Source organism: Mycobacterium sp. TH-M11 (genome assembly GCF_057473725.1).
In genome coordinates, this window is record NZ_JBYCLD010000392.1 from 1 (window position 1) to 19,550 (window position 19,550).

23 protein-coding genes and 1 pseudogene are annotated in these 19,550 nt (G+C 67.1%); 17 read left to right on the top strand and 7 right to left on the bottom strand.

The window, feature by feature from the left end; translation table 11 throughout:
* A partial coding sequence (locus AC2VOG_RS15505; protein ID WP_486940762.1) for a His/Gly/Thr/Pro-type tRNA ligase C-terminal domain-containing protein occupies positions 1 to 362 on the top strand: 362 nt, incomplete at its 5' end.
* Here the strand turns inward: AC2VOG_RS15505 and AC2VOG_RS15510 are convergent.
* Together AC2VOG_RS15510 and AC2VOG_RS15515 are read right to left on the bottom strand one after the other, a co-directional pair.
* Entirely contained in the window at positions 363 to 821 is a 459-nt protein-coding gene (locus AC2VOG_RS15510; protein ID WP_486940763.1) for a ferritin-like domain-containing protein, read from the bottom strand.
* Entirely contained in the window at positions 818 to 1,333 is a 516-nt protein-coding gene (locus tag AC2VOG_RS15515) for a hypothetical protein (RefSeq protein WP_486940764.1), read from the bottom strand. The genes AC2VOG_RS15510 and AC2VOG_RS15515 overlap by 4 nt, the downstream gene beginning before the upstream one ends.
* A 172-nt stretch (positions 1,334 to 1,505) precedes the next feature.
* On the opposite strand from AC2VOG_RS15515, the gene rimP reads away from it, so the two are divergent.
* The 10 genes from rimP to AC2VOG_RS15565 all read left to right on the top strand — a co-directional run bounded on the left by rimP (position 1,506) and on the right by AC2VOG_RS15565 (position 10,508).
* Positions 1,506 to 2,036: a ribosome maturation factor RimP gene (rimP, locus tag AC2VOG_RS15520; protein WP_486940765.1), complete on the top strand. Its 531-nt coding sequence runs from the start codon at positions 1,506 to 1,508 to the stop codon at positions 2,034 to 2,036.
* Positions 2,037 to 2,082: 46 nt separating this feature from the next.
* On the top strand, positions 2,083 to 3,126 hold the full coding sequence (gene nusA, locus AC2VOG_RS15525; protein WP_486940766.1) for a transcription termination factor NusA: 1,044 nt from the start codon (positions 2,083 to 2,085) through the stop codon (positions 3,124 to 3,126).
* Positions 3,127 to 3,322: 196 nt separating this feature from the next.
* Positions 3,323 to 3,532 (top strand): antitoxin MazE-like protein, encoded by a 210-nt coding sequence (locus AC2VOG_RS15530; RefSeq protein ID WP_486940767.1) that lies wholly within the window; start codon positions 3,323 to 3,325, stop codon positions 3,530 to 3,532.
* Complete coding sequence (locus AC2VOG_RS15535) at positions 3,529 to 3,849, top strand: type II toxin-antitoxin system PemK/MazF family toxin (protein WP_486940768.1); 321 nt, start codon at positions 3,529 to 3,531, stop codon at positions 3,847 to 3,849. Before AC2VOG_RS15530 ends, AC2VOG_RS15535 begins: the two co-directional genes overlap by 4 nt.
* Positions 3,850 to 4,100: 251 nt before the next feature.
* Entirely contained in the window at positions 4,101 to 4,352 is a 252-nt protein-coding gene (locus tag AC2VOG_RS15540; RefSeq protein WP_486940782.1) for a YlxR family protein, read from the top strand.
* Between the two features lie 98 nt (positions 4,353 to 4,450).
* Complete coding sequence (infB, locus tag AC2VOG_RS15545; RefSeq protein ID WP_486940769.1) at positions 4,451 to 7,141, top strand: translation initiation factor IF-2; 2,691 nt, start codon at positions 4,451 to 4,453, stop codon at positions 7,139 to 7,141.
* 35 nt (positions 7,142 to 7,176) lie between these two features.
* Positions 7,177 to 7,680 (top strand): 30S ribosome-binding factor RbfA, encoded by a 504-nt coding sequence (rbfA, locus tag AC2VOG_RS15550; RefSeq protein ID WP_486940770.1) that lies wholly within the window; start codon positions 7,177 to 7,179, stop codon positions 7,678 to 7,680.
* Positions 7,637 to 8,653, top strand: a complete 1,017-nt coding sequence (locus AC2VOG_RS15555; protein ID WP_486940771.1) for a DHH family phosphoesterase — start codon at positions 7,637 to 7,639, stop codon at positions 8,651 to 8,653. Before rbfA ends, AC2VOG_RS15555 begins: the two co-directional genes overlap by 44 nt.
* Positions 8,650 to 9,969 carry an MATE family efflux transporter gene (locus tag AC2VOG_RS15560; protein ID WP_486940772.1) on the top strand — a complete coding sequence of 440 codons (1,320 nt, stop codon included), beginning with the start codon at positions 8,650 to 8,652 and terminating at the stop codon, positions 9,967 to 9,969. The genes AC2VOG_RS15555 and AC2VOG_RS15560 overlap by 4 nt, the downstream gene beginning before the upstream one ends.
* The gene (locus AC2VOG_RS15565) at positions 9,966 to 10,508 is read left to right on the top strand and encodes a sugar O-acetyltransferase (RefSeq protein ID WP_486940773.1); all 543 of its coding nucleotides are present in this window, start codon (positions 9,966 to 9,968) and stop codon (positions 10,506 to 10,508) included. Before AC2VOG_RS15560 ends, AC2VOG_RS15565 begins: the two co-directional genes overlap by 4 nt.
* A 124-nt stretch (positions 10,509 to 10,632) precedes the next feature.
* On the opposite strand, the gene AC2VOG_RS15570 is transcribed toward AC2VOG_RS15565, so the two are convergent.
* Both AC2VOG_RS15570 and AC2VOG_RS15575 read right to left on the bottom strand, forming a co-directional pair.
* A complete protein-coding gene (locus tag AC2VOG_RS15570) occupies positions 10,633 to 11,124 on the bottom strand; it encodes an MTB12 C-terminal domain-containing protein (protein WP_486940774.1) in 492 nt (163 codons plus the stop codon).
* Positions 11,125 to 11,274: 150 nt separating this feature from the next.
* Positions 11,275 to 12,027: an enoyl-CoA hydratase gene (locus tag AC2VOG_RS15575; protein ID WP_486940775.1), complete on the bottom strand. Its 753-nt coding sequence runs from the start codon at positions 12,025 to 12,027 to the stop codon at positions 11,275 to 11,277.
* 39 nt (positions 12,028 to 12,066) lie between these two features.
* On the opposite strand from AC2VOG_RS15575, the gene AC2VOG_RS15580 reads away from it, so the two are divergent.
* A complete protein-coding gene (locus tag AC2VOG_RS15580; RefSeq protein WP_486940776.1) occupies positions 12,067 to 12,663 on the top strand; it encodes a DUF1802 family protein in 597 nt (198 codons plus the stop codon).
* Positions 12,664 to 12,672: 9 nt separating this feature from the next.
* Here the strand turns inward: AC2VOG_RS15580 and AC2VOG_RS15585 are convergent, their stop codons facing one another.
* The 3 genes from AC2VOG_RS15585 to AC2VOG_RS15595 are packed head-to-tail and all read right to left on the bottom strand — an operon-like array spanning position 12,673 to position 15,925.
* Complete coding sequence (locus AC2VOG_RS15585; protein WP_486940783.1) at positions 12,673 to 13,659, bottom strand: alpha/beta fold hydrolase; 987 nt, start codon at positions 13,657 to 13,659, stop codon at positions 12,673 to 12,675.
* Entirely contained in the window at positions 13,659 to 15,308 is a 1,650-nt protein-coding gene (locus AC2VOG_RS15590; RefSeq protein WP_486940777.1) for a CocE/NonD family hydrolase, read from the bottom strand. The genes AC2VOG_RS15585 and AC2VOG_RS15590 overlap by 1 nt, the downstream gene beginning before the upstream one ends.
* Before the next feature lie 35 nt (positions 15,309 to 15,343).
* Positions 15,344 to 15,925 (bottom strand): DUF3558 domain-containing protein, encoded by a 582-nt coding sequence (locus AC2VOG_RS15595; protein WP_486940778.1) that lies wholly within the window; start codon positions 15,923 to 15,925, stop codon positions 15,344 to 15,346.
* A 142-nt stretch (positions 15,926 to 16,067) separates the two neighbouring features.
* Here AC2VOG_RS15595 and AC2VOG_RS15600 point away from each other — a divergent pair, with 142 nt between their 5' ends.
* From AC2VOG_RS15600 to AC2VOG_RS15620, 5 genes and pseudogenes are all read left to right on the top strand, one after another.
* Positions 16,068 to 17,036, top strand: a complete 969-nt coding sequence (locus tag AC2VOG_RS15600; protein ID WP_486940779.1) for a metallophosphoesterase family protein — start codon at positions 16,068 to 16,070, stop codon at positions 17,034 to 17,036.
* Positions 17,037 to 17,040: 4 nt separating this feature from the next.
* Positions 17,041 to 17,715, top strand: a complete 675-nt coding sequence (gene pptT, locus AC2VOG_RS15605; RefSeq protein WP_486940780.1) for a 4'-phosphopantetheinyl transferase PptT — start codon at positions 17,041 to 17,043, stop codon at positions 17,713 to 17,715.
* Positions 17,712 to 18,590 (top strand): tRNA pseudouridine(55) synthase TruB, encoded by an 879-nt coding sequence (truB, locus tag AC2VOG_RS15610; protein WP_486940781.1) that lies wholly within the window; start codon positions 17,712 to 17,714, stop codon positions 18,588 to 18,590. Before pptT ends, truB begins: the two co-directional genes overlap by 4 nt.
* A 148-nt stretch (positions 18,591 to 18,738) precedes the next feature.
* The gene (locus AC2VOG_RS15615; RefSeq protein WP_486940784.1) at positions 18,739 to 19,320 is read left to right on the top strand and encodes a TetR/AcrR family transcriptional regulator; all 582 of its coding nucleotides are present in this window, start codon (positions 18,739 to 18,741) and stop codon (positions 19,318 to 19,320) included.
* A gap of 99 nt (positions 19,321 to 19,419) precedes the next feature.
* A pseudogene (locus AC2VOG_RS15620) lies at positions 19,420 to 19,550 on the top strand (lipid-transfer protein); the annotation flags it as partial.

The window sequence follows — 19,550 nt, forward strand, 5'->3', positions numbered from 1 at the left end:
TGGTGGCGGTCATCGCCGAACAGCACCACGACGAGCTGGGGCTGCGCTGGCCGACTGAAGCGGCACCGTTCGACGTGCACCTGGTGATCGCCAACAAGGACGCCGAAGTGCGGGCCGGAGCCGGCACGCTGGCTGCCGACCTGGATCGGCTGGGCCTCGAGGTGTTGCTCGATGACCGCACCGCGTCGCCCGGAGTGAAGTTCAAGGATGCCGAGCTACTTGGTGTGCCGTGGATTGTGGTGGTGGGCCGCGGCTGGGCGGACGGAAAAGTCGAGCTGCGCGACCGATTCAGCGGCCAGACCCGGGAACTGATCGTCGGTGCCGGACTGGCCGCCGAGATCACCGGTGCCGTCACCGGTTAACTAGTCGGCGCCCGGGAAGGCCGTGGTGATCGGCCAGTCGCCGAGCAGCTGTTTCCATCGGGCGGCCAGCACCGCGCTCTGGGTCAGCGCCGTCACGCCGAACGTCCGGTCCTCGTCGCTCTGCGCCTGCTCGACGAAGGCGCGCCAAGCGACTTCGGTGTCGTTTTCCATCCGGGCGGCCAGGCGCTCCGCATCGGTCGGGGTGATCACCGGCATCGGCAGTTGGTAGCCGGCAGCTGCCACCGGCGCCGTGGCCTTGCGGCCGGCCAGCATCGAGATGGCCTGATCGCGACGCTGGCGGTGCTGACTCAGCGCCGACGACACCAGTGCGTTGACCTCCGGCGCGCAGCGTGCGGACACGATGCCGTACCCGTAAATGACGGCGTACTCATTGGCCAGTGCGGCGCAGAGCGCCTTGTCGGCCGGGCTGTCGGCAGTCGACGGCTCGACAGAGGTCACGACGGGGTCGCTCCGAACGCCAGCGCGACGCTGTAGGCCGCGGTGCAGGACGCGGCGATCGAGGCGAGCAACCCGGCGCGATAGCCGGATGCGGTGCTCGCCAGCCGACTGGCGCTGGTGGCCGACGACGTCAATGACGTCACCACCGCGGCCAGCGGTGGCGGCGGCGCAACGGCGGCCGACGTGGTGGGGGTCGGACTGGTTGCCGAGGACGACGTGGGGGCCAGACGCTTGATCTCGGCGCTCAGTGCCTGGGCGTGTTGGGCGCGTTCGGCGGCGACTTGCGTGAGCGCCGCGCTGAGCTGCTGCGATACCCCCACGGCCGCCGCGCTTGCCAGGTCGCTGTCGTGGTGAGCCAAGGTCAGCTGGGACTCCAGCTCGTCGACGGCCGGCGGCGCCGGCGGCGAAGCACACCCGGAAGCCGCGACGGCCAGCCCAGCAAGCGCCGCGCCACCGGACAACACCCGTCGCCGGTTAAGCATCGGGGCGAAACCAGGCTGGGCGCGAAGCATTGCCACATCCTGCCATTTCCGCGCGCCGTGCTTGTAACACCAGGTGACCTCGCTGCGATCACGTCTTACCCGGGATTCCTGGCGTATCGTGGGAAGGCGGTTCCGGCGGATCGCCGATTTTTCGGCATCACGGAACCTGACTGACCGGACAACTCAAGACGAGGAGCTCGCCGTGGCCACCGGGCTACCGTCACAGACGCAAGTGATCGAGCTGCTCGATGACGAGTTCGCGCGCGCAGGCTATGACATCGAAGACGTCGTCATCGATCAGCGGTCGCAGCCGCCCCGGATCACGGTCATTGCCGATGGTGACACCGCCCTCGACCTGGACACCGTCGCCGAGCTCTCGCGCTCGGCGGCCAACCTGCTCGACGCCGAGCGCGACATCGACGGCGCCTACGTTCTGGAAGTCAGCTCACCGGGCGTCGACCGCCCGCTGACCAGCGAGAAACACTTCCGCCGCGCGCGGGGCCGCAAAGTCGAAATGGCACTGGCAGACGGTTCGCAGCTCACCGGGCGGGTGGGCGAAATCTGCGCCGGCACCGTGGCTGTCGTGGTCCGCAGCGGCCGAGACTGGGCGGTGCGGTCGGTAGCACTCGGCGACGTCGTCAAAGCGATGGTTCAGGTCGAATTTTCGCCGCCACCCCAACGAGAGTTGGAATTGGCGGGCGTCGATCGAAATGCGGAGACGGAGGGCGGATGAACCCGCCGGTGACGATGCAGAGCCAAGCGCGGAGAAGGAGCGGCACATGAATATCGATATGGCCGCTTTGCACGCGATCGTGGTCGAGCGCGGCATTTCATTCGACGACCTGCTCGAAGACGTCAAGGCCGCGGTGCTGAGCGCCTACCGGCACACCGAGGGCCATCAGCCCGACGCCCACATCGACATCGATCGCAAATCCGGTTCGGTCCGGGTACTCGCTCGCGAGGTCGACGAGGACGGGAACGTGCTCAGCGAGTGGGAGGACACCCCGGAGGGGTTTGGGCGCATCGCTGCGACCACCGCCCGTCAGGTGATGCTGCAGCGCCTCCGTGACGCCGAGAACGAGCGGACCTACGGCGAGTTCTCCACCCACGAAGGGGAGATCGTCGCCGGGGTCATCCAGCGTGACAGCCGAGCGAATTTGCGCGGCCTGGTCGTCGTGCGGATGGGAAGCGAGACCAAAGGGTCCGAGGGCGTGATCCCCGCGGCCGAACAGGTCCCGGGTGAGTCCTACGAACACGGGGACCGGGTCCGCTGCTACGTGGTCGGCGTCAGCCGCGGAGCCCGCGAACCGGTGATCACGCTGTCGCGCACCCATCCCAACCTGGTTCGGAAGCTGTTCTCACTGGAGGTACCCGAGATCGCCGACGGCTCGGTGGAGATCGTCGCGGTCGCGCGCGAGGCCGGCCACCGATCCAAGATCGCGGTGGCGTCGCGGGTGCCGGGTCTGAACGCCAAGGGCGCCTGCATCGGGCCGATGGGTCAGCGGGTGCGCAACGTGATGAGCGAGCTGTCCGGCGAGAAGATCGACATCATCGACTACGACGAAGACCCGGCGCGTTTCGTCGCCAACGCGTTGTCGCCGGCCAAGGTGGTCTCGGTCACGGTGATCGACCCGACCGCGCGGGCCGCCCGCGTGATCGTGCCCGATTTCCAGCTGTCGCTGGCCATCGGCAAGGAAGGCCAAAATGCCCGGCTCGCCGCCCGGCTGACGGGTTGGCGGATCGACATCCGCGGGGACTCGCCCGACGGCGAGGATGAGCTTTCCGAGGGTGCCAGGAGCCACGGGACAGCGCACGAGGATTAGTTCATTCACGGTCAACCCGGCGTTCCGGACGTCATCCGATTCGCGCCGCGCAACGGGGTTCGGGGCCCACGCATCTCAACCAACGGCTATCCGTCCTGTTAGCTGATGGTCTCGATGGCGTCGGGTCACCTCATGGCCGAAGCCTGGGGCTGGCTCAACTGTTGCATGCAACGCCGTTTCATGCAACAGTTGAGGTATGGCCACATCGACACGGCGAGCTAGCGACTACCGCCGGCGCATGCGTGAACGCGGGTACCGTCCCGTGCAAGTGTGGGTGCCCGACGTCCGGTCGGCACAGTTCGCCGCAGAAGCACACCGGGAAGCACTAGCGCTGGCCGGAGCCGACCGGCACAGCGAGGACATGGACTTCGTTGAGGCCATCTCCGAGCTGGCCGATGACAAGTGACCCGCGGCGAACTCTGGACCGTCTCAGGAGGCGTCTACGCCACCAAACCCCGACCAGCACTCATCATCCAAGACGACCTGTTCGACGCAACCGAGTCAATCGTCATCATCCCGCTGACCACCACCGCGGCCGACGCACCAACAACGCGCATCGCGATCTCCACGACCACCGGAATCACCCAGCCCAGCTTCGCCATGATCGACAAAATCACCACAGTCCGCCGATCCAACCTCGGCACACGGATCGGTCGTGTACCCACCGCGCTCATGGTCGACATCGAACGCTCCCTCATGGTGTTCCTCGGCCTAGCCTCCTAAACGGTCCTGGCACCCCCCACCGCCAGCGGCCAACACCGTTAATCGGACAGTCCCGACACTCCCGCAACACTGGCCAAAACTCAGTTTTCGCTCAGTGCTTAGGAACGGTTCTGACCACTGGTTGAGGGCAGGTAAGCTAAGTCGTGATCCAGCGCGAGTCAGCAGCCTCGGCGCATCGACGTACCGAAGGACCGGTGCGGACGTGTGTCGGTTGCCGAAAGCGAGAGTTGGCCGTTGGACTGCTTCGAGTGGTGGCTGTATCGACCGGGAACGGCAAGTACTCCGTGACTGTTGATGTAGCGGGTACGCTACCGGGGCGGGGTGCTTGGCTGCATCCCGTTCCACAGTGCGCCACACAAGCAATCCGGCGGCGAGTTTTCGCTCGTGCGCTGCGCATCACCGGCGCGCCGGAAACATCAGCGTTGGTCGAGCACTTAGGGGCGGTGAATGCCTCCGGGTGCCCCGACCATCCCGCCAACAGAACAGGCAGCAAAGAATCATGAGCACACCGTGAAGTCCCGATGACTCTCATCCCGATGCGTTACAGCTAGTACCCGAGGCGCGGCCTACCACCGCTGTCGCCTCATAGACAGGAGATGTAGTGGCAGGCAAGGCCCGTGTACACGAGTTGGCCAAGGAACTCGGTGTCACCAGTAAGGAAGTTCTCGCCCGGTTAGGCGAACAGGGCGAATTCGTCAAATCAGCATCATCGACGGTCGAGGCGCCCGTAGCGCGTCGATTGCGTGAGTCTTTCGGCGGCGGCAAGCCCGCTCCGGAGAAGGCCGCCGGCAACGGCGCGGCGGCGGCAAAGCCCGACGCCAAGGCCCCGGCGGCCAAGCCCGCCGCCCCCAAACCCGCCGCGCCGGCACCCACGCCGCCGCCCGCGGCCCCAGCACCGGTAGCGCCTGCTCAGCAGCCACCCGCCGCTGCCGAGGCGCCGGGACCGGCGCCCAGTCGCCCCGGTCCGACACCCGGTCCGCGCCCGGCGGCTCCCAAGCCCGCGGCCCGCACGCCGCGCGTCGGCAACAACCCGTTCTCATCGGCACAGCCGGTGGAGCGTCCTGCGATGCCGCGCCCCCAGGCCCCGCGCCCCGGCGCGCCGCGTCCCGGTGGAGCCTCACCAGGCAATATGCCACCAAGGCCGGCCGCGGCCGGCCGTCCTCCGCGTCCCGGTGGCCCACGGCCCGGCGGCCCTGGGGGCCGTCCGGGCGCTCCCGCCGGTGGTGGACGTCCCGGCGGCGGTGGTGGTAACTACCGCGGTGGCGGTGGCGGTGCCGCTGGCGGCGGCGTTGGCGCCGCACCCGGGGCTGGCGGCTACCGTGGCCGTCCCGGCGGCGGTGGCGGCGGAGCAGGACGCCCGGGCCAGCGGGGCGGCGCTGCGGGTGCATTCGGTCGTCCCGGCGGTGCGCCGCGACGTGGCCGTAAGTCCAAGCGGGCGAAACGCGCCGAATACGAGAACATGCAGGCCCCGGTCGTCGGTGGGGTCCGGTTGCCGCACGGCAACGGCGAGACCATCCGGCTGGCCCGTGGCGCCTCGCTGTCCGACTTCGCCGAGAAGATCGACGCCAACCCGGCTTCGCTGGTGCAGGCGCTGTTCAACCTCGGCGAGATGGTGACCGCGACGCAGTCGGTCGGTGACGAGACGCTCGAGCTGCTGGGCGGCGAGATGAACTACGTCGTCCAGGTGGTCAGCCCCGAGGACGAGGACCGCGAGCTGCTGGAGTCCTTCGACCTCTCCTACGGCGAAGACGAAGGCGGCGAGGAAGACCTGCAGATCCGGCCGCCGGTGGTGACCGTCATGGGTCACGTCGACCACGGTAAAACCCGACTGCTGGACACCATCCGGAACGCCAGCGTGCGTGAGGGTGAGGCAGGTGGCATCACCCAGCACATCGGTGCTTACCAGGTGACCGTCGACTTCGAGGGCACCAAGCGGCCGATCACCTTCATCGACACCCCGGGTCACGAGGCGTTCACCGCCATGCGTGCCCGCGGCGCCAAGGCGACCGACATCGCGATCTTGGTGGTCGCCGCCGACGACGGTGTGATGCCGCAGACGGTGGAGGCCATCAACCACGCGCAGGCGGCCGATGTGCCGATTGTGGTGGCGGTCAACAAGATCGACAAAGAGGGCGCCGACCCGCAGAAAATCCGAGCCCAGCTCACCGAGTACAACTTGGTGGCTGAGGACTTCGGTGGTGACACAATGTTCGTCGACATCTCGGCGAAGGCGGGAACCAACATCGAGGCGCTGGAAGAAGCGGTGCTGTTGACCGCCGACGCTGCCCTGGACCTGCGGGCCAACCCCGACATGGAAGCGCAGGGTGTGGCGATCGAAGCGCACCTCGACCGCGGCCGCGGGCCGGTGGCGACCGTGCTGATTCAGCGCGGAACGCTGCGGGTCGGTGACTCGATCGTGGCCGGCGACGCCTACGGTCGCGTGCGGCGGATGGTCGACGAGCACGGCGACGACGTCGAAGAGGCGCTGCCCTCGCGGCCGGTCCAGGTCATCGGTTTCACGTCGGTGCCTGGTGCGGGTGACAACCTGCTGGTCGTCGACGAGGACCGGATCGCCCGCCAGATCGCCGACCGTCGCAGTGCCCGCAAGCGCAACGCGTTGGCGGCCCGCTCCCGCAAGCGGATCAGCCTGGACGATCTGGATGCCGCGCTGAAGCAGACCAGCCAGCTCAACCTGATCCTGAAGGGCGACAACTCCGGAACCGTCGAGGCTCTGGAGGAAGCCCTGCTGGGCATCGAGATCGACGACGAGGTGGTGCTGCGCGTCATTGACCGCGGTGTCGGTGGTGTCACCGAGACCAACGTCAACCTGGCGTCGGCGTCGGATGCGATCATCATCGGGTTCAACGTCCGTGCCGAAGGCAAAGCCACCGAGCTGGCCAACCGCGAGGGCGTGGACATCCGCTACTACTCGGTGATCTACCAGGCGATCGACGAGATCCAGAGCGCGCTCAAGGGCATGCTCAAGCCGATCTACGAGGAGAGCCAGCTGGGCCGCGCCGAGATTCGCGCGCTGTTCCGCTCGTCGAAGGTCGGGATCATCGCCGGTTGCCTGGTCCAGTCGGGGGTCGTGCGGCGCAACGCCAAAGCCCGGTTGTTGCGGGACAACATCGTGGTGGCCGAGAACCTCACGGTGTCCTCGTTGCGACGGGAGAAGGACGACGTCACCGAGGTCCGCGACGGCTACGAATGCGGTCTGACGCTGACCTACTCCGACCTCAAAGAGGGTGACGTCATCGAGACCTACGAGCTGGTGGAGAAGGAGCGCGTTTAGGCCTATGAGCTCCGACAAGCTGAACCTACGGCGGCATGGCTGACCCGGCGCGGGCGCGCCGTCTGGCCAAGCGGATCTCCGAGATCGTCGCCTCGGCGATCGAGTACGAGATCAAAGACCCCGGTTTGGTAGGAGTCACCATCGTCGACGCCAAGGTGTCCGGCGACCTTCATGACGCGACGCTGTACTACACGGTGATGGGTTCGACCCTCGATGACGAACCCGACTACGCCGGGGCCGCCGCCGCGCTGGAGCGCGCAAAGGGTGTGCTGCGCAGCAAGGTCGGCGCCGGCACCGGGGTGCGCTTCACGCCGACTCTCACCTTCATCCGCGACACGGTGTCGGACTCGGTGCAGCGAATGGAGGAGTTGCTGGCGCGAGCGCGCGCGGCGGACGCCGACGTGGCCCGGGTTCGGCAAGGAGCGAGACCGGCCGGCGACGCCGATCCGTACCGTACGACCGACGATGACACGCTCGGTGACGGGGCACCAACCGATGACGGAGAAGGCGCCGGTGACGACGAGCAACACACAGACTGAACCCGCTGCGACACACCGCGTCGACGCGGTAGGCGCCGCCAAGGTGCTGGACGCCGCGGCGACTATCGGGGTGCTGTGCCATGTGCATCCCGACGCCGACACGATCGGTGCGGGCCTGGCGCTGGCGCTGGTGCTAGACCGCTGCGGCAAATCCGTTGAGGTCAGCTTCGCGGCGCCGGCGGCGCTGCCGGAGTCGTTGCGGTCACTGCCCGGCGGCCGGCTGCTGGTGGATCCCGCTGCGATGCGCCGCGACGTCGATCTGGTTGTGACCGTTGATATCCCCAGCATCAACCGGCTCGGCGACCTGCGCGACATGGCCGGCGACGGGCACGACGTGCTGGTGATCGATCACCACGCCTCGAACCAGCTGTTCGGCACCGTGAATTTCGTGGAACCCTCGGCGGATTCGACCACGATGATGGTCGCCGAGCTGCTCGACGCCTGGGGTAAGCCAATCGACACCGAGGTGGCCTACTGCCTCTACGCGGGCCTGACCACCGACACCGGCTCGTTCCGCTGGGCCAGCGCGGCCGCGTACCGGCTGGCGGCGCGCCTGGTCGAGCTGGGCATCGACAATGCGGAGATCACCCGGTCGCTGATGGACACCCATCCCTTCGCCTGGCTGTCGATGCTGTCCCGGGTGTTGGGCTCGGCACAGCTGCTGCCCGAGGCCGCCGGTGGCCGCGGCCTGGTCTACGCCGTCGTCAGCAACGAGGAGTGGACGAAAGCGCGGCCGGAGGAGGTCGAAAGTATCGTCGACATCGTCCGCACCACCGAGCAGGCCGAGGTGGCCGCGGTGTTCAAAGAGATTGAGTCGCAACATTGGTCGGTGTCGATGCGGGCAAAATCCGACGTCGATTTGTCGGCGGTTGCGTCGACGTTCGGTGGTGGTGGACACAAGCGGGCTGCCGGCTACTCGACGACCGGTTCGGTTGACGAGGTCGTGGCCGCGCTGAGCGCCGCCCTGGGGTGAACGAACCGGTCCCGTCGCAACCGGGTGGCCGTCAGATCGCGCAGTTGGCGCTTCCTGCCCTGGGTGTGCTGGCCGCCGAACCGCTCTATCTGCTTTTCGATACCGCCGTGGTCGGCAGACTCGGCGCGCTGAGCCTGGCAGGAGTTGCCATCGGGGGACTGGTCCTGGGCATGGTCGGATCCGACCTGACATTCCTGTCCTACGGCACCACCGCGCGTTCGGCCCGGCATTTCGGTGCCGGCGACCGAAATTCGGCGGTGGCCGAAGGCGTGCAGGCGACCTGGTTGGCGCTGGGCCTGGGTGTGCTGACCGTCGTCGCAGTGCAGGCCGCGGCGGTGCCGGTGGTGTCCGCCATAGCTGGCTCACGCGGCATCACGCACGCGGCGCTGCCCTGGCTTCGCATCGCGATCATCGGTGCACCCGCGATCCTGGTGTCCCTGGCCGGCAACGGCTGGTTGCGTGGCGTGCAAGACACCGTTCGCCCACTGCGCTACGTGCTCGCCGGCTTCGGCCTGTCGGCGCTGCTGTGTCCGTTGCTGGTGTTCGGGTGGCTGGGCTTTCCCCGGCTGGGTTTGGCCGGCTCGGCCGTTGCCAACCTGGCCGGTCAATGGCTGGCCGCCCTGCTGTTCGGGCGTGCGCTACTGGCGGAAGGGGTGCCGCTGCGACTCGATGGCGTTGCGCTGCGTGCCCAGATCGTCGTGGGCCGCGACCTGTTGGTGCGCACAGTGGCTTTCCAGGCGTGCTTCGTTTCGGCTGCCGCGGTGGCGGCCCGATTCGGCGCTGCGGCGCTGGCCGCCCACCAGGTGGTGCTGCAGCTGTGGGAGTTCCTTGCGCTGGTTCTCGATTCGTTGGCCATCGCGGCGCAGGCGTTGGTCGGCGCAGCGCTGGGCGCCGGTGATGTTCCGCTCGCGGCGGCGACGGCGCGGCGAGTGACGGTATGGTCGGCGATCGGCGCGACGGCCCTGGCCGCCGTGTTCGCCGCTGGTGGCGGCGTGCTGCCTCGGCTGTTCACCGACGACCGGTCGGTGCTGGCTGCGGTCGGCGTGCCGTGGTGGTTCATGGTCGCCCAATTGCCCTTTGCGGGTGTCGTTTTCGCGCTGGATGGGGTGCTGCTCGGGGCCGGGGATGCGGCGTTCATGCGCACGGCCACCGTGGTCAGTGCGTTGGTCGGCTTTCTGCCGCCGATCTGGCTGTCGCTGGTGTTCGGCTGGGGGCTGGCCGGCATCTGGTCCGGGCTGAGCATGTTCGTCGTCTTACGGCTGATCTTCGTCGGTTGGCGTGCGCTATCAGGTGATTGGGCGGTGACCGGCAAATGACGAGTGAGCGTGAGCGAATGCTCAGCGGCCAGTTGTACCGCGCCGACGATGCCGAACTGGTCGCCGGCCGAAAGTCGTGTCAGCGTCTACTCGCAACCTTCAACGCCGGCAACCCCGATGTGCTACGACAATTGCTCGGATCGTTGGGCGAAGGTAGTGCGGTACTGCCGCGATTTCTGTGCGACTACGGCGCGCAGATCGCCATCGGCGCCGCATGTTTCGTCAACTACGACGCGATCTTCCTCGACAGCGCATCGATCACTGTCGGCGACCACGTGCAGATCGGTCCGCGGGTGCAGCTTGTCACGGCGCTTCACCCCGTCGACGACCATCAGGCCCGCCGAGCGGGCTTGGAGTCCGCGGCCCCGATCGTCATCGGGGACAACGTCTGGCTGGCGGCCGGCGTCATCGTCTGCCCGGGGGTCACCATCGGCGAGAATTCGGTGATCGGGGCGGGAAGTGTTGTGGTGAGCGACATTCCCGCAGATGTGCTGGCGGCCGGCAATCCATGCCGGGTGATCAGAGCGCTCGGCGATTAGTGGCAGTGCTTTTCTGGCGGCGCCGCAGAATTGATCGTGGGTATCTGGCATATCCGCGCCGCGGCCAGACGGGGTCACACCGCAGCAGGCGGCCTTCGCCATCCGGCGGCCGCCTAACCCGTCGTCACCTAGTAAAGACGGGGATCGGGCGTCGACGAGTGGCGTTGTACCAGAACGCGTTCATCGCGGTCATGGCGGTGTCGTGGGTGATCAGCCAGTGCCCGTCGTGATCGACCAGCACGATCGGCCCGGGGCTGCTGAATTGATGAAACGAACCGGTGGTGGCCAGCGTGGCTCCCGCCAAGTTGTCGGGCGCGGGCTGGATGTCGGTCACGACGAACGACAACGGCACGATATTGACTGCTTGCATCCGGTGCAGATGGTCATCGATGGTGGCGGCTTCCTCAGGACTGAAGGGCGGCGTGACCACGTTGCCCTTGTCGACCGCAGGAATATTCGGATCGGTCAGCTCAGACATGATGGCCACGACCTGATCGACGGTGGGAACCGGGCCCGCACACGCGGGCTGGCCGGGATCCCCGCAATCCGCGCGCGCCGGCGCAGCAACACCAACCAGCGACGCAGCAACCATCAAGGTAATGACAGCAAACCTCATAGCCCCACGCTAGGTGCGTCAGCTGACAACAACCAGTGTGCGACCGGCCCCGGGAACTCGCCTACCGGGATCACCCCATCGGGGTCAGGGCAGGGCGGTGCCGCCAAGACGCCACCGCGGAGTCATGCGCCGACGACAGTCAGAATGCCGCTAACGCACCTGCGCGCGACCGCGCTGCAACACCGCCTCGCGGTTGGCGGCGATGTCGTCGCCGGAGGTCCGAAACGCCCGCGCCGCCGCCGCTTCCAGCCACAGCCCCTCGCTGGTCTGCGACTCGTCGATGCGGTGATACGACGACAACAGTGCGCGCACCGCGTCCTGGTTGTTACCGACGATGCTGTCGGCCACCTTGCGTGCGGCGGGCAGCAACTCCTCGTGCGGCACCACCTCGGTCACCAAGCCGGCGCGCAGCGCGTCCTGGGCCGACAGGTAGTCGCCGGTCATGCTCATCCGGCGGGCCAGTCCGACGCCGACCTTCTGGGGGAGTCGCACACTCAGGCCCCAGGTGGGCAGCAGGCCGACGCGGGCGTGGGTGTCGGCGAATCGTGCGTGCTCGGAGGCGATCAGGATGTCGCAGTACAGCGTCAGCTCGAGGCCGCCGGTCACCGCGGCGCCGTTGATGGCGCCGATGACGGGCTTGCTCAGCGACGGCCAGCGCGGCGAGATGTCCGGCAACGCGGTCTGTCCGCCCAGTTCTTTGAGGTCCAGACCGGCGCAGAACACCGGGTCGGTGCCGGTGATGATGACGACGTCGACGTCATCATCGGTCTCGGCGTCGGCCAGCGCGCCGAAGAACTGGTCGCGCAGCGCCGCCGACAGCGCGTTGCGGGATTGCGGCCGGTTCAAGGTCAGGGTGCGCACCCGCTCGTCGGTGTGGATCAGGAGAATGTCGTCATTGGCCATGAGAGCAACCGTAGTCACTGGTCGATTTATGGTTGACGGATGTGCCCGAACATCGCCGAACTGAGCGTGCTCCAACCGCCGGCGACCATGCCCGCACTCAAGGAGTGGAGCGCGGTGGTGCACGCGCTGCTGGGAGGCCGCCAACAGGTGCTGCTGCGCAAGGGCGGCATCGGCGAGAAGCGTTTCGACAGTGCAGTGGCCCGGGAGTTTCTGCTCTTCCCGACCGTGGCGCACAGCCACACCGAGCGGATACGACCGCAGTTTCGCGACCTGATCGACACCGCGGCGCCCGACAGCAACGACGACCGGCTAGTCGTTCGGGCGGCGGCGAAAGTGGTGGCTGCGCTTCTGGTCAACCGGCCCGACAATATCGATGCGATCGAAGATCTGCACATTTGGACCGCCGAGTCGGTGCGTCGCGAGCGGTTGGACTTTCGTCCGAAGCATCGGCTCGCCGTGTTGGTGGTACAGGCCGTCCCGCTGGTCGAGCCGATCGAACTACCGCGGATCCCCGAGTACGCCGGATGCAAAAGCTGGGTTTCGCTGCCGCTGGCTGACCCCCCGCTGGGCACCCCGGTGTACGACGAGGAGACACTGCGGGCGGTCGCCGAGCGGGTGCGCGACGCCGTCGAATAGCGTTGCCCATCAAGGTGTCTGGTCGACGAGCACCGCGCCTTCGGGCCAGTCGCCGATCGTGCCCAGCGAAGTCGGCTCGCCGGCCGCTGTCAGTCGTACGACGTCAGCCAGCTGTGCCGGGGCGTCGCACTGGAGGTAGTGATCGGCGCTCGGCAGTATCCAGTAGCGGTTCAAGCCGGGCTTTTCTCTGAGGAACTCCTGCCAGACGTAGTTTGCGACCCGGATCGGGGCGACAGCGTCGTGCAGGCCCCACACCAGGGTCGTGTTGACGTTGCTGACCGAAAGCGCTTGGAGCCAGTTGGTTTCGTCGGCGGCGCGTTCGTGGAGGTACCGAATCGTGTCGGGCAGCACCGCGATCTGGTCGTTGTGAGCGAAGCATCGCGCCAGCGCAGCGATTTCGGCGTCGCCGGTATCTCGTCGCGGCATGAAGGTCGTCATGCCCATGCCCGCAGCCAACATCTCCGGTGTGGTGGCGCGAGCCGTGCTGCGGGCGACGGTCGGATCCAGCAGTGCCTTCTGGAACCCGGTCAGATTGGCAAGGGGGAGATAGATGTTGGCGTTGGTGAAGATGACCTCGGATGGCGGGCTCGCGTCCTCGAGCTCGTCGAACATCGAGAGCGCGATCATGCCGATGCTGCTGCCGCGGTCGTGGGTCAGCATCGCGTAGTCGCTGAGCTGCCAGTGCGTCGTGATCGCGTGGATCAGCAGGCGCGCATCGTCGTACAGCGAATACACGTACGGCGCGGCTGGCTTGTCGGACAGGCCGTAACCGGGAAAGTCGAGCAGGAAGATGTCGAAGTCGGAGTCGAGTTCGCGGGTCAGTTTCAGGAAGTCAATGCTTGCCGTCGGGAAGCCGTGCACGCAGACCAGAGCCGGCGCTCCGGGTGTGCCGCAGCGGCGGGTGAACACGCTGACCGCTGCGCCGGAATTGGCAGCTGTCGTCGAGCACCAGCGAAATTCCCCTCCGCCGCTTCGCCATTCGTCGAAGGCGTCCATCACGACCCGACCGGGAACACGACCCGGGACGCACCGAAGCGCACCTCGTGGGTGGACGGGGTGAGGCGGCTGCCCGTCGACGACGGCTCCCCGTTTCCGAGGTTGCGGTCGAAGCGCGGATGGCAGCCGCCGGCGATCAGCACCCGGATGCGGGTCCCGGCGCGGAACCGATGCGAGATCGCATCCAGCTCGAGGCGAACGTGGTCGGTCGCCTCGGTCAGCCGCCGGTAGCCGTCGCTGACGTTGCGCGAGCGTCCCGCGGCGTCGACCTCGCTGATCCGGACGAACACGTCCACGTACGGGTTGTCGGAACTGTGCGCCAGCTCGGCGATCGGGTTGCCGTGCACGACAAGGTCCTCGGCGAGCACGTCGCCGGTGAAGCTGAGCACGTCACGTCGCGACGCCAGCGCGGTGTCGTCGCGATAGCCGCCGTCGGGCGACAGCAGTCGGCCCCCGACGGTGGGAGTCGGGTCGGCCGGGTCGTAGCGAAAGCTCGCCGAGGATCCAGCCGGGGGCGCCGTGTCGGCCAGGCCGCCGCCCGGACCGAGGTACAGCGGTCGGTCGGTGGTTGTCGGCGGCCAGTCGGGCAATTCACGCCAGCCCTCGTGGGAAACCCAGCACCGAAACCGGCTGGACCGCGCGGTGGCCGGGCGGCCGGCGAGGTGGTGATCCAGCCAGGCCTGGGTTTCGCCCAGGACGGTGGACAAACCGGCGACCAGCAGCTGGGTGTGGGTCCACGGGCCCATGGTCAGCGCGACGTCGACGCCACGCGTGCGAAGATGCCGGAATTGTTGCAGCGTCTGGGTTAGGAACAAGTCCTGCCAACCGCTGACCAGCAGCAACGGTACCTGGATCCGGTCGAGTGCGGAGTCGACTCTCAGCGGCTCCCAGAACGGGTTGTCCTTCGCCGGCGGAGTCAGCCAGGACTCCCACCATGGCGCCGCGTCGCCGAGCAGTGCGCGGCCAGCGGCGCCCAGCGGCGCCTCACCAGCGGCCCGCACAACGCTTCTCTGGGCCCGCAGTTGCCGGATGCCGGCGCGAATTCGGCCCGGATCTTCCTGATGGGCCACCAGGTTGCTCCAGCCGAGTAAGTCGTTGACCGTGAACGCGCCGGTGCCCCACGCCGACAAGCCCATATTGTGCGGACCGGCAACGATCACACTGGTGACGAGTTCCGGCGGCGGATCCTCCAGCAGGGCGAACTGGGTGAACCCGAGATAGGAGATTCCGATCGTGGCGAAGCGGCCGGTGAACCACGGCTGGCGGCGCATCCATTCGACGGTGTCGGCGCCGTCGGCGGCTTCGTTGGCCATCGGCGAGAAGTCTCCGCCGGAGCCGAATGTCCCTCGTACGCTTTGCAACACCACGCGATAGCCGCGGGCGGCGGGTATGTCGGCGAACACCATCGAGAAGGGAAACGCTCGGCCATAGGGGCCGCGAGCCAACAGGGTGCCGACCACCTCTCCGGTGGGTTCGTAAACGTCGGCAACCAGCTCGACACCGTCGCGCATCGGAATCTTGACCGCGCTCACGGTGTATTTCGTGGTCGGGGCGGGCAGCCGTAGTGCCCGGGACAACCCGCGGGCGACAAGTCGTCGGGGCAGTGTGCGCAGCGTCGAGCCCGCGGGAGGGTTGGAGGTGGTCGTCACCGCTTCAGGTTATGGGGGTGACGGCGATCGCGGGTTCAGAACTTGTAGTACGGCGAAAGCTCATTGGCGCGCTGCAGGTTGGTCGCCGGGCAGTCGACTTCGGGGCTGGAGTAGATCGTCGAGTAGAACAGCGACTGCTGGATGATCCCGTAGCTGGTCTTGAAGGCCACCATGCAGGAGAAGTAGAAGTAGCTGTTGTGGTAGGTCGGCTTGAGGTTCCACCACTGCGCGGCGCGGTGGCCGTTGATCGTGGTCTCGACGGCGTCGGCGGGCAGTGACTGGTCGTATTTGCGCCAGACGATCGGTTCGACGGCCAGTTGGTAGTTGCCGGCGTCGAAGTGGCAGCGCAGCCCCTCTTCGGGTATCGGCGGGGTGAAGCCGAGGCCCAGCCGCTGGACCACGTCGAAAGGGATGTCTCGACAAGGGTCGAACGGGCTCGGGTCGGTGGTCGCCACGATCGGGCTTTTCATGGTGGTGGGCGGGGCCATCGGGGCGGCCGTGGACCGCAGGTCCACCCTGGGGCCGCCGACGGTGGCCGGCGGCGCGCTCTGCCACGTCACGACCACCGCCGTGAACAAGGCGCCGAATGCTGCCAGCAGGCGCAGCTTGCCGACCATCGTGCCCCCTCGGGTCATGTGACGTCTGCGGGGAGTTTACAAGTCACATCCGCGCCGCCACAGCGTAAACGAGAACCTGTTCTAGTCCATTGCGCCGCCACGCCGGCAGAGCGGCAACGACCAGCCGTTAGGCTGGGGAGTCGTGGCGTGGCAAGAACACGGGCAGCAGCCCCCGACCGCACGACAGCCGACGCTGTGGGCGGTATCGGATTTGCACACCGGCCACATGGGGAACAAACCGATCACCGAGTCGCTGTATCCGTCGACGCCGGAGGACTGGCTGATCGTGTGTGGCGACGTCGCGGAACGGACCGACGAGATTCGCTGGGCGCTGGACCTGCTGCGACGTCGGTTCGCCAAGGTGATCTGGGTGCCTGGCAACCATGAGCTGTGGACCACGAACAAGGACCCGATGCAGATCTTCGGCCGGGACCGCTACGACTATCTGGTCAACATGTGTGACGAGTTGGGTGTGGTGAGTCCCGAGCATCCCTACCCGGTGTGGACCGAGCGGGGCGGGCCGGCGACCATCGTGCCGCTGTTCTTGCTCTACGACTATTCGTTCCTGCCGACGGGCGCGACGACCAAAGCCGAGGGTCTGGCGATCGCGCGGGAGCGCAATGTGGTGTGCACCGACGAATTCCTGCTCTCCCCGGAGCCCTACCCGACGCGCGAGGCGTGGTGCCAGGAGCGCGTTGCGGCCACCCGCAAGCGTCTCGACGACCTGGACTGGATCAACCCGACCGTGTTGGTCAACCATTTCCCGATGGTCCGCCAGCCCTGCGACGCCTTGTTCTTTCCGGAGTTCTCGCTGTGGTGTGGAACCACCGAGACCGCGGACTGGCACACCCGCTACGACGCCGTGTGTTCGGTGTACGGGCACCTGCACATTCCGCGGACCACCTGGTATGACGATGTGCGCTTCGAAGAGGTGTCGGTGGGCTATCCGCGCGAATGGCGTCGCCGCAAGCCCTACAGCTGGCTGCGCCAGATTCTGCCGGATCCCAAGTATGCGCCCGGCTTTCTCAACGACTTCGGCGGGCACTTTGTGATCACCGAGGAGATGCGGGCTCAGGCTCAGCAGTTCCGTGACCAGCTGCGTCAGCGGTAGGCCGATGCCGCTGACCAGCTTGATGTCTGCGGTGCTGCCCAGCGCCGCCGACCTGGCGTGCGCCGAATTGTATTCCGATCCGCCGGGATTGGCGCCGATGGCCGAAGAAGAACCACTGATCGAGCGGTCGGTGGCCAAGCGGCGCAACGAGTTCGTCACCGTCCGTTACTGCGCACGTATTGCGTTGGGCGAGCTCGGATTTCCACCGGTTCCGATTCTCAAGGGGGAGAAGGGCGAGCCCTGCTGGCCCGACGGCGTGGTCGGCAGCATCACCCACACCGCGGGTTATCGCGGCGCGGTGGTCGGTCGTGCGGGCGCTGTTCGTTCGCTGGGCGTGGACGCCGAACCACACGATGCGCTGCCCGACGGCGTGCTGGACGCGATCAGTCTCCCGGGCGAGCGTGCCGAGATCGCGGCCCTGCCCGCGGGTATGCATTGGGACCGAATTTTGTTCTGCGCCAAGGAGGCAACCTACAAGGCTTGGTTCCCGTTGACCAAGCGTTGGCTCGGCTTCGAAGACGCGCACATCATCTTCACCGTCGACGAATCCGGTACTGCCGGCGGGTTCGAATCCACGATTCTGATCGACGGAGGCACGCTTTCGGGCCCGCCGTTGCGCACCCTGGCCGGGCGGTGGTCGGTGGCCCGCGAGTTGGTGCTCACCGCGATCACCTTATGACTGCGGGTCTTGTCGTCGTCGACAAGCCGGCCGGCATGACGAGTCACGACGTAGTGGGCCGCTGCCGGCGCATTTTCGGCACCCGCCGAGTGGGGCATGCCGGGACGCTGGATCCAATGGCAACCGGAGTCCTGGTGATCGGGATCGACCGGGCGACCAAGATCCTCGGCCTGGTGACCGAAACCGCGAAGTCTTACACGGCCACGATCAGGCTTGGCCAGGCCACGTCCACCGAGGACGCGGAAGGCGAAATCACGCAACAGATTTCGGCTCAGGAAGTTACCGACGACGCTATCGAGGCGGCGATCGGGAGACTGCGCGGCGATATCGCGCAGGTCCCGTCGGCGGTCAGCGCCATCAAGATCGGCGGGCAGCGCGCCTACCGGTTGGCCCGCGAGGGCCACACCGTCGAACTGGCTGCCCGGCCGGTGCGCATCGATCGGTTCGACGTGACTGCGGTGCGTCGCCACGACCAACTGGTCGATGTCTGCGTCGAGGTGGATTGCTCCTCGGGTACCTACATTCGCGCGCTGGCCCGCGATGTCGGCGCGACGCTGGGGGTAGGGGGGCACCTGACTGCCCTGCGACGCACCCGGGTTGGCCGATTCGACTCCGGCCAGGCCGTTTCGCTCGATGATCTGGCCGAACGGCCCGCGCTGAGTGTGACTCTCGACGAGGCGTGTCTACTGCTGTTCGCGCATCGAGCACTTTCCGAAGACGAAGCAGACTCCGTCGCCAACGGGCGCCCGCTGCAATCGGCCGGCATCGACGGCGTTTACGCCGCGCACACCGTCGACGGCCGGGTGGTGGCTTTGCTGCGCGACGACGGCAGCCGGACCAAGTCGGTCGTCGTGATCCGCCCGGCGAACTTATAACGGCGCGTGGGGGAGCAGTGTGGAGGAGCTTTGTCCGGTAACATTCCAGTGAGAATGTAACTGGACCGAACGGGAGCGGGCGGTAGAAGACGTGACGGAAGTCGGCGAACGACGCGTCAGGCGCACGCAGGCAGAACGCAGCGCCGCCATGCGCACCCGTCTGCTCGACGCGACGATCGAGTGTCTGGTGACCTATGGATACGCCGGCACCACGACACCACGCGTCGCCGAACGCGCCGGCGTCACCCGGGGAGCGCAGATCCACCACTTCCGCTCGAAGGAAGATCTGGTGGTCGCAGCGATCGAGCATCTCGCTCAGCAACGCGTCCAGGCGGCCATGCGCGAGTTCGGGCGCATGCAAGCCAGTAGTGATCCCGTCTCGACGGTGCTGGATTTCCTCTGGGAGGCCCACCAGGGCCCGATGTTCGTTGCCACGGTGGAACTTTGGGTCGCCGCACGTACTGACTCGGTGCTGGCCGGTCACGTCGAACGGGTGGAGCCGTTGGTCAACAGCACCCTGATCTCGGCGATCGCGCAACTGGTGCCCGATCACGCCATGCGCAAAGATCTGCGCAACTTCGTCTACACCGCGATGGACGCACTGCGGGGGATCCTGCTCGCGAGTTTCGTCGACCGCGACTCCGCTCGCTCGCGCAGGAGATGGGACCGCGCGTGCGAGCAAATGCGGGTCGTTGCCGATGGCCTGCTGACGGCAGATTCGCGCGACTGAGCGCTCGAGTTCCACGACGCCACCGAGCGCCGAGTTACTGACAGCCATCGCCCATTGCAAAGATACAATCAGGTGTGTATGTTTTGTGGCCAAGGGCTAATGCAAGGGAGCGTGATGTCAAACAAGGTCTACGTCATCGGTGTGGGGATGACGAAGTTCGAAAAGCCGGGCCGCCGGGAGAACTGGGACTACCCGGACATGGCGCGCGAGTCCGGCACCAAGGCGCTCGA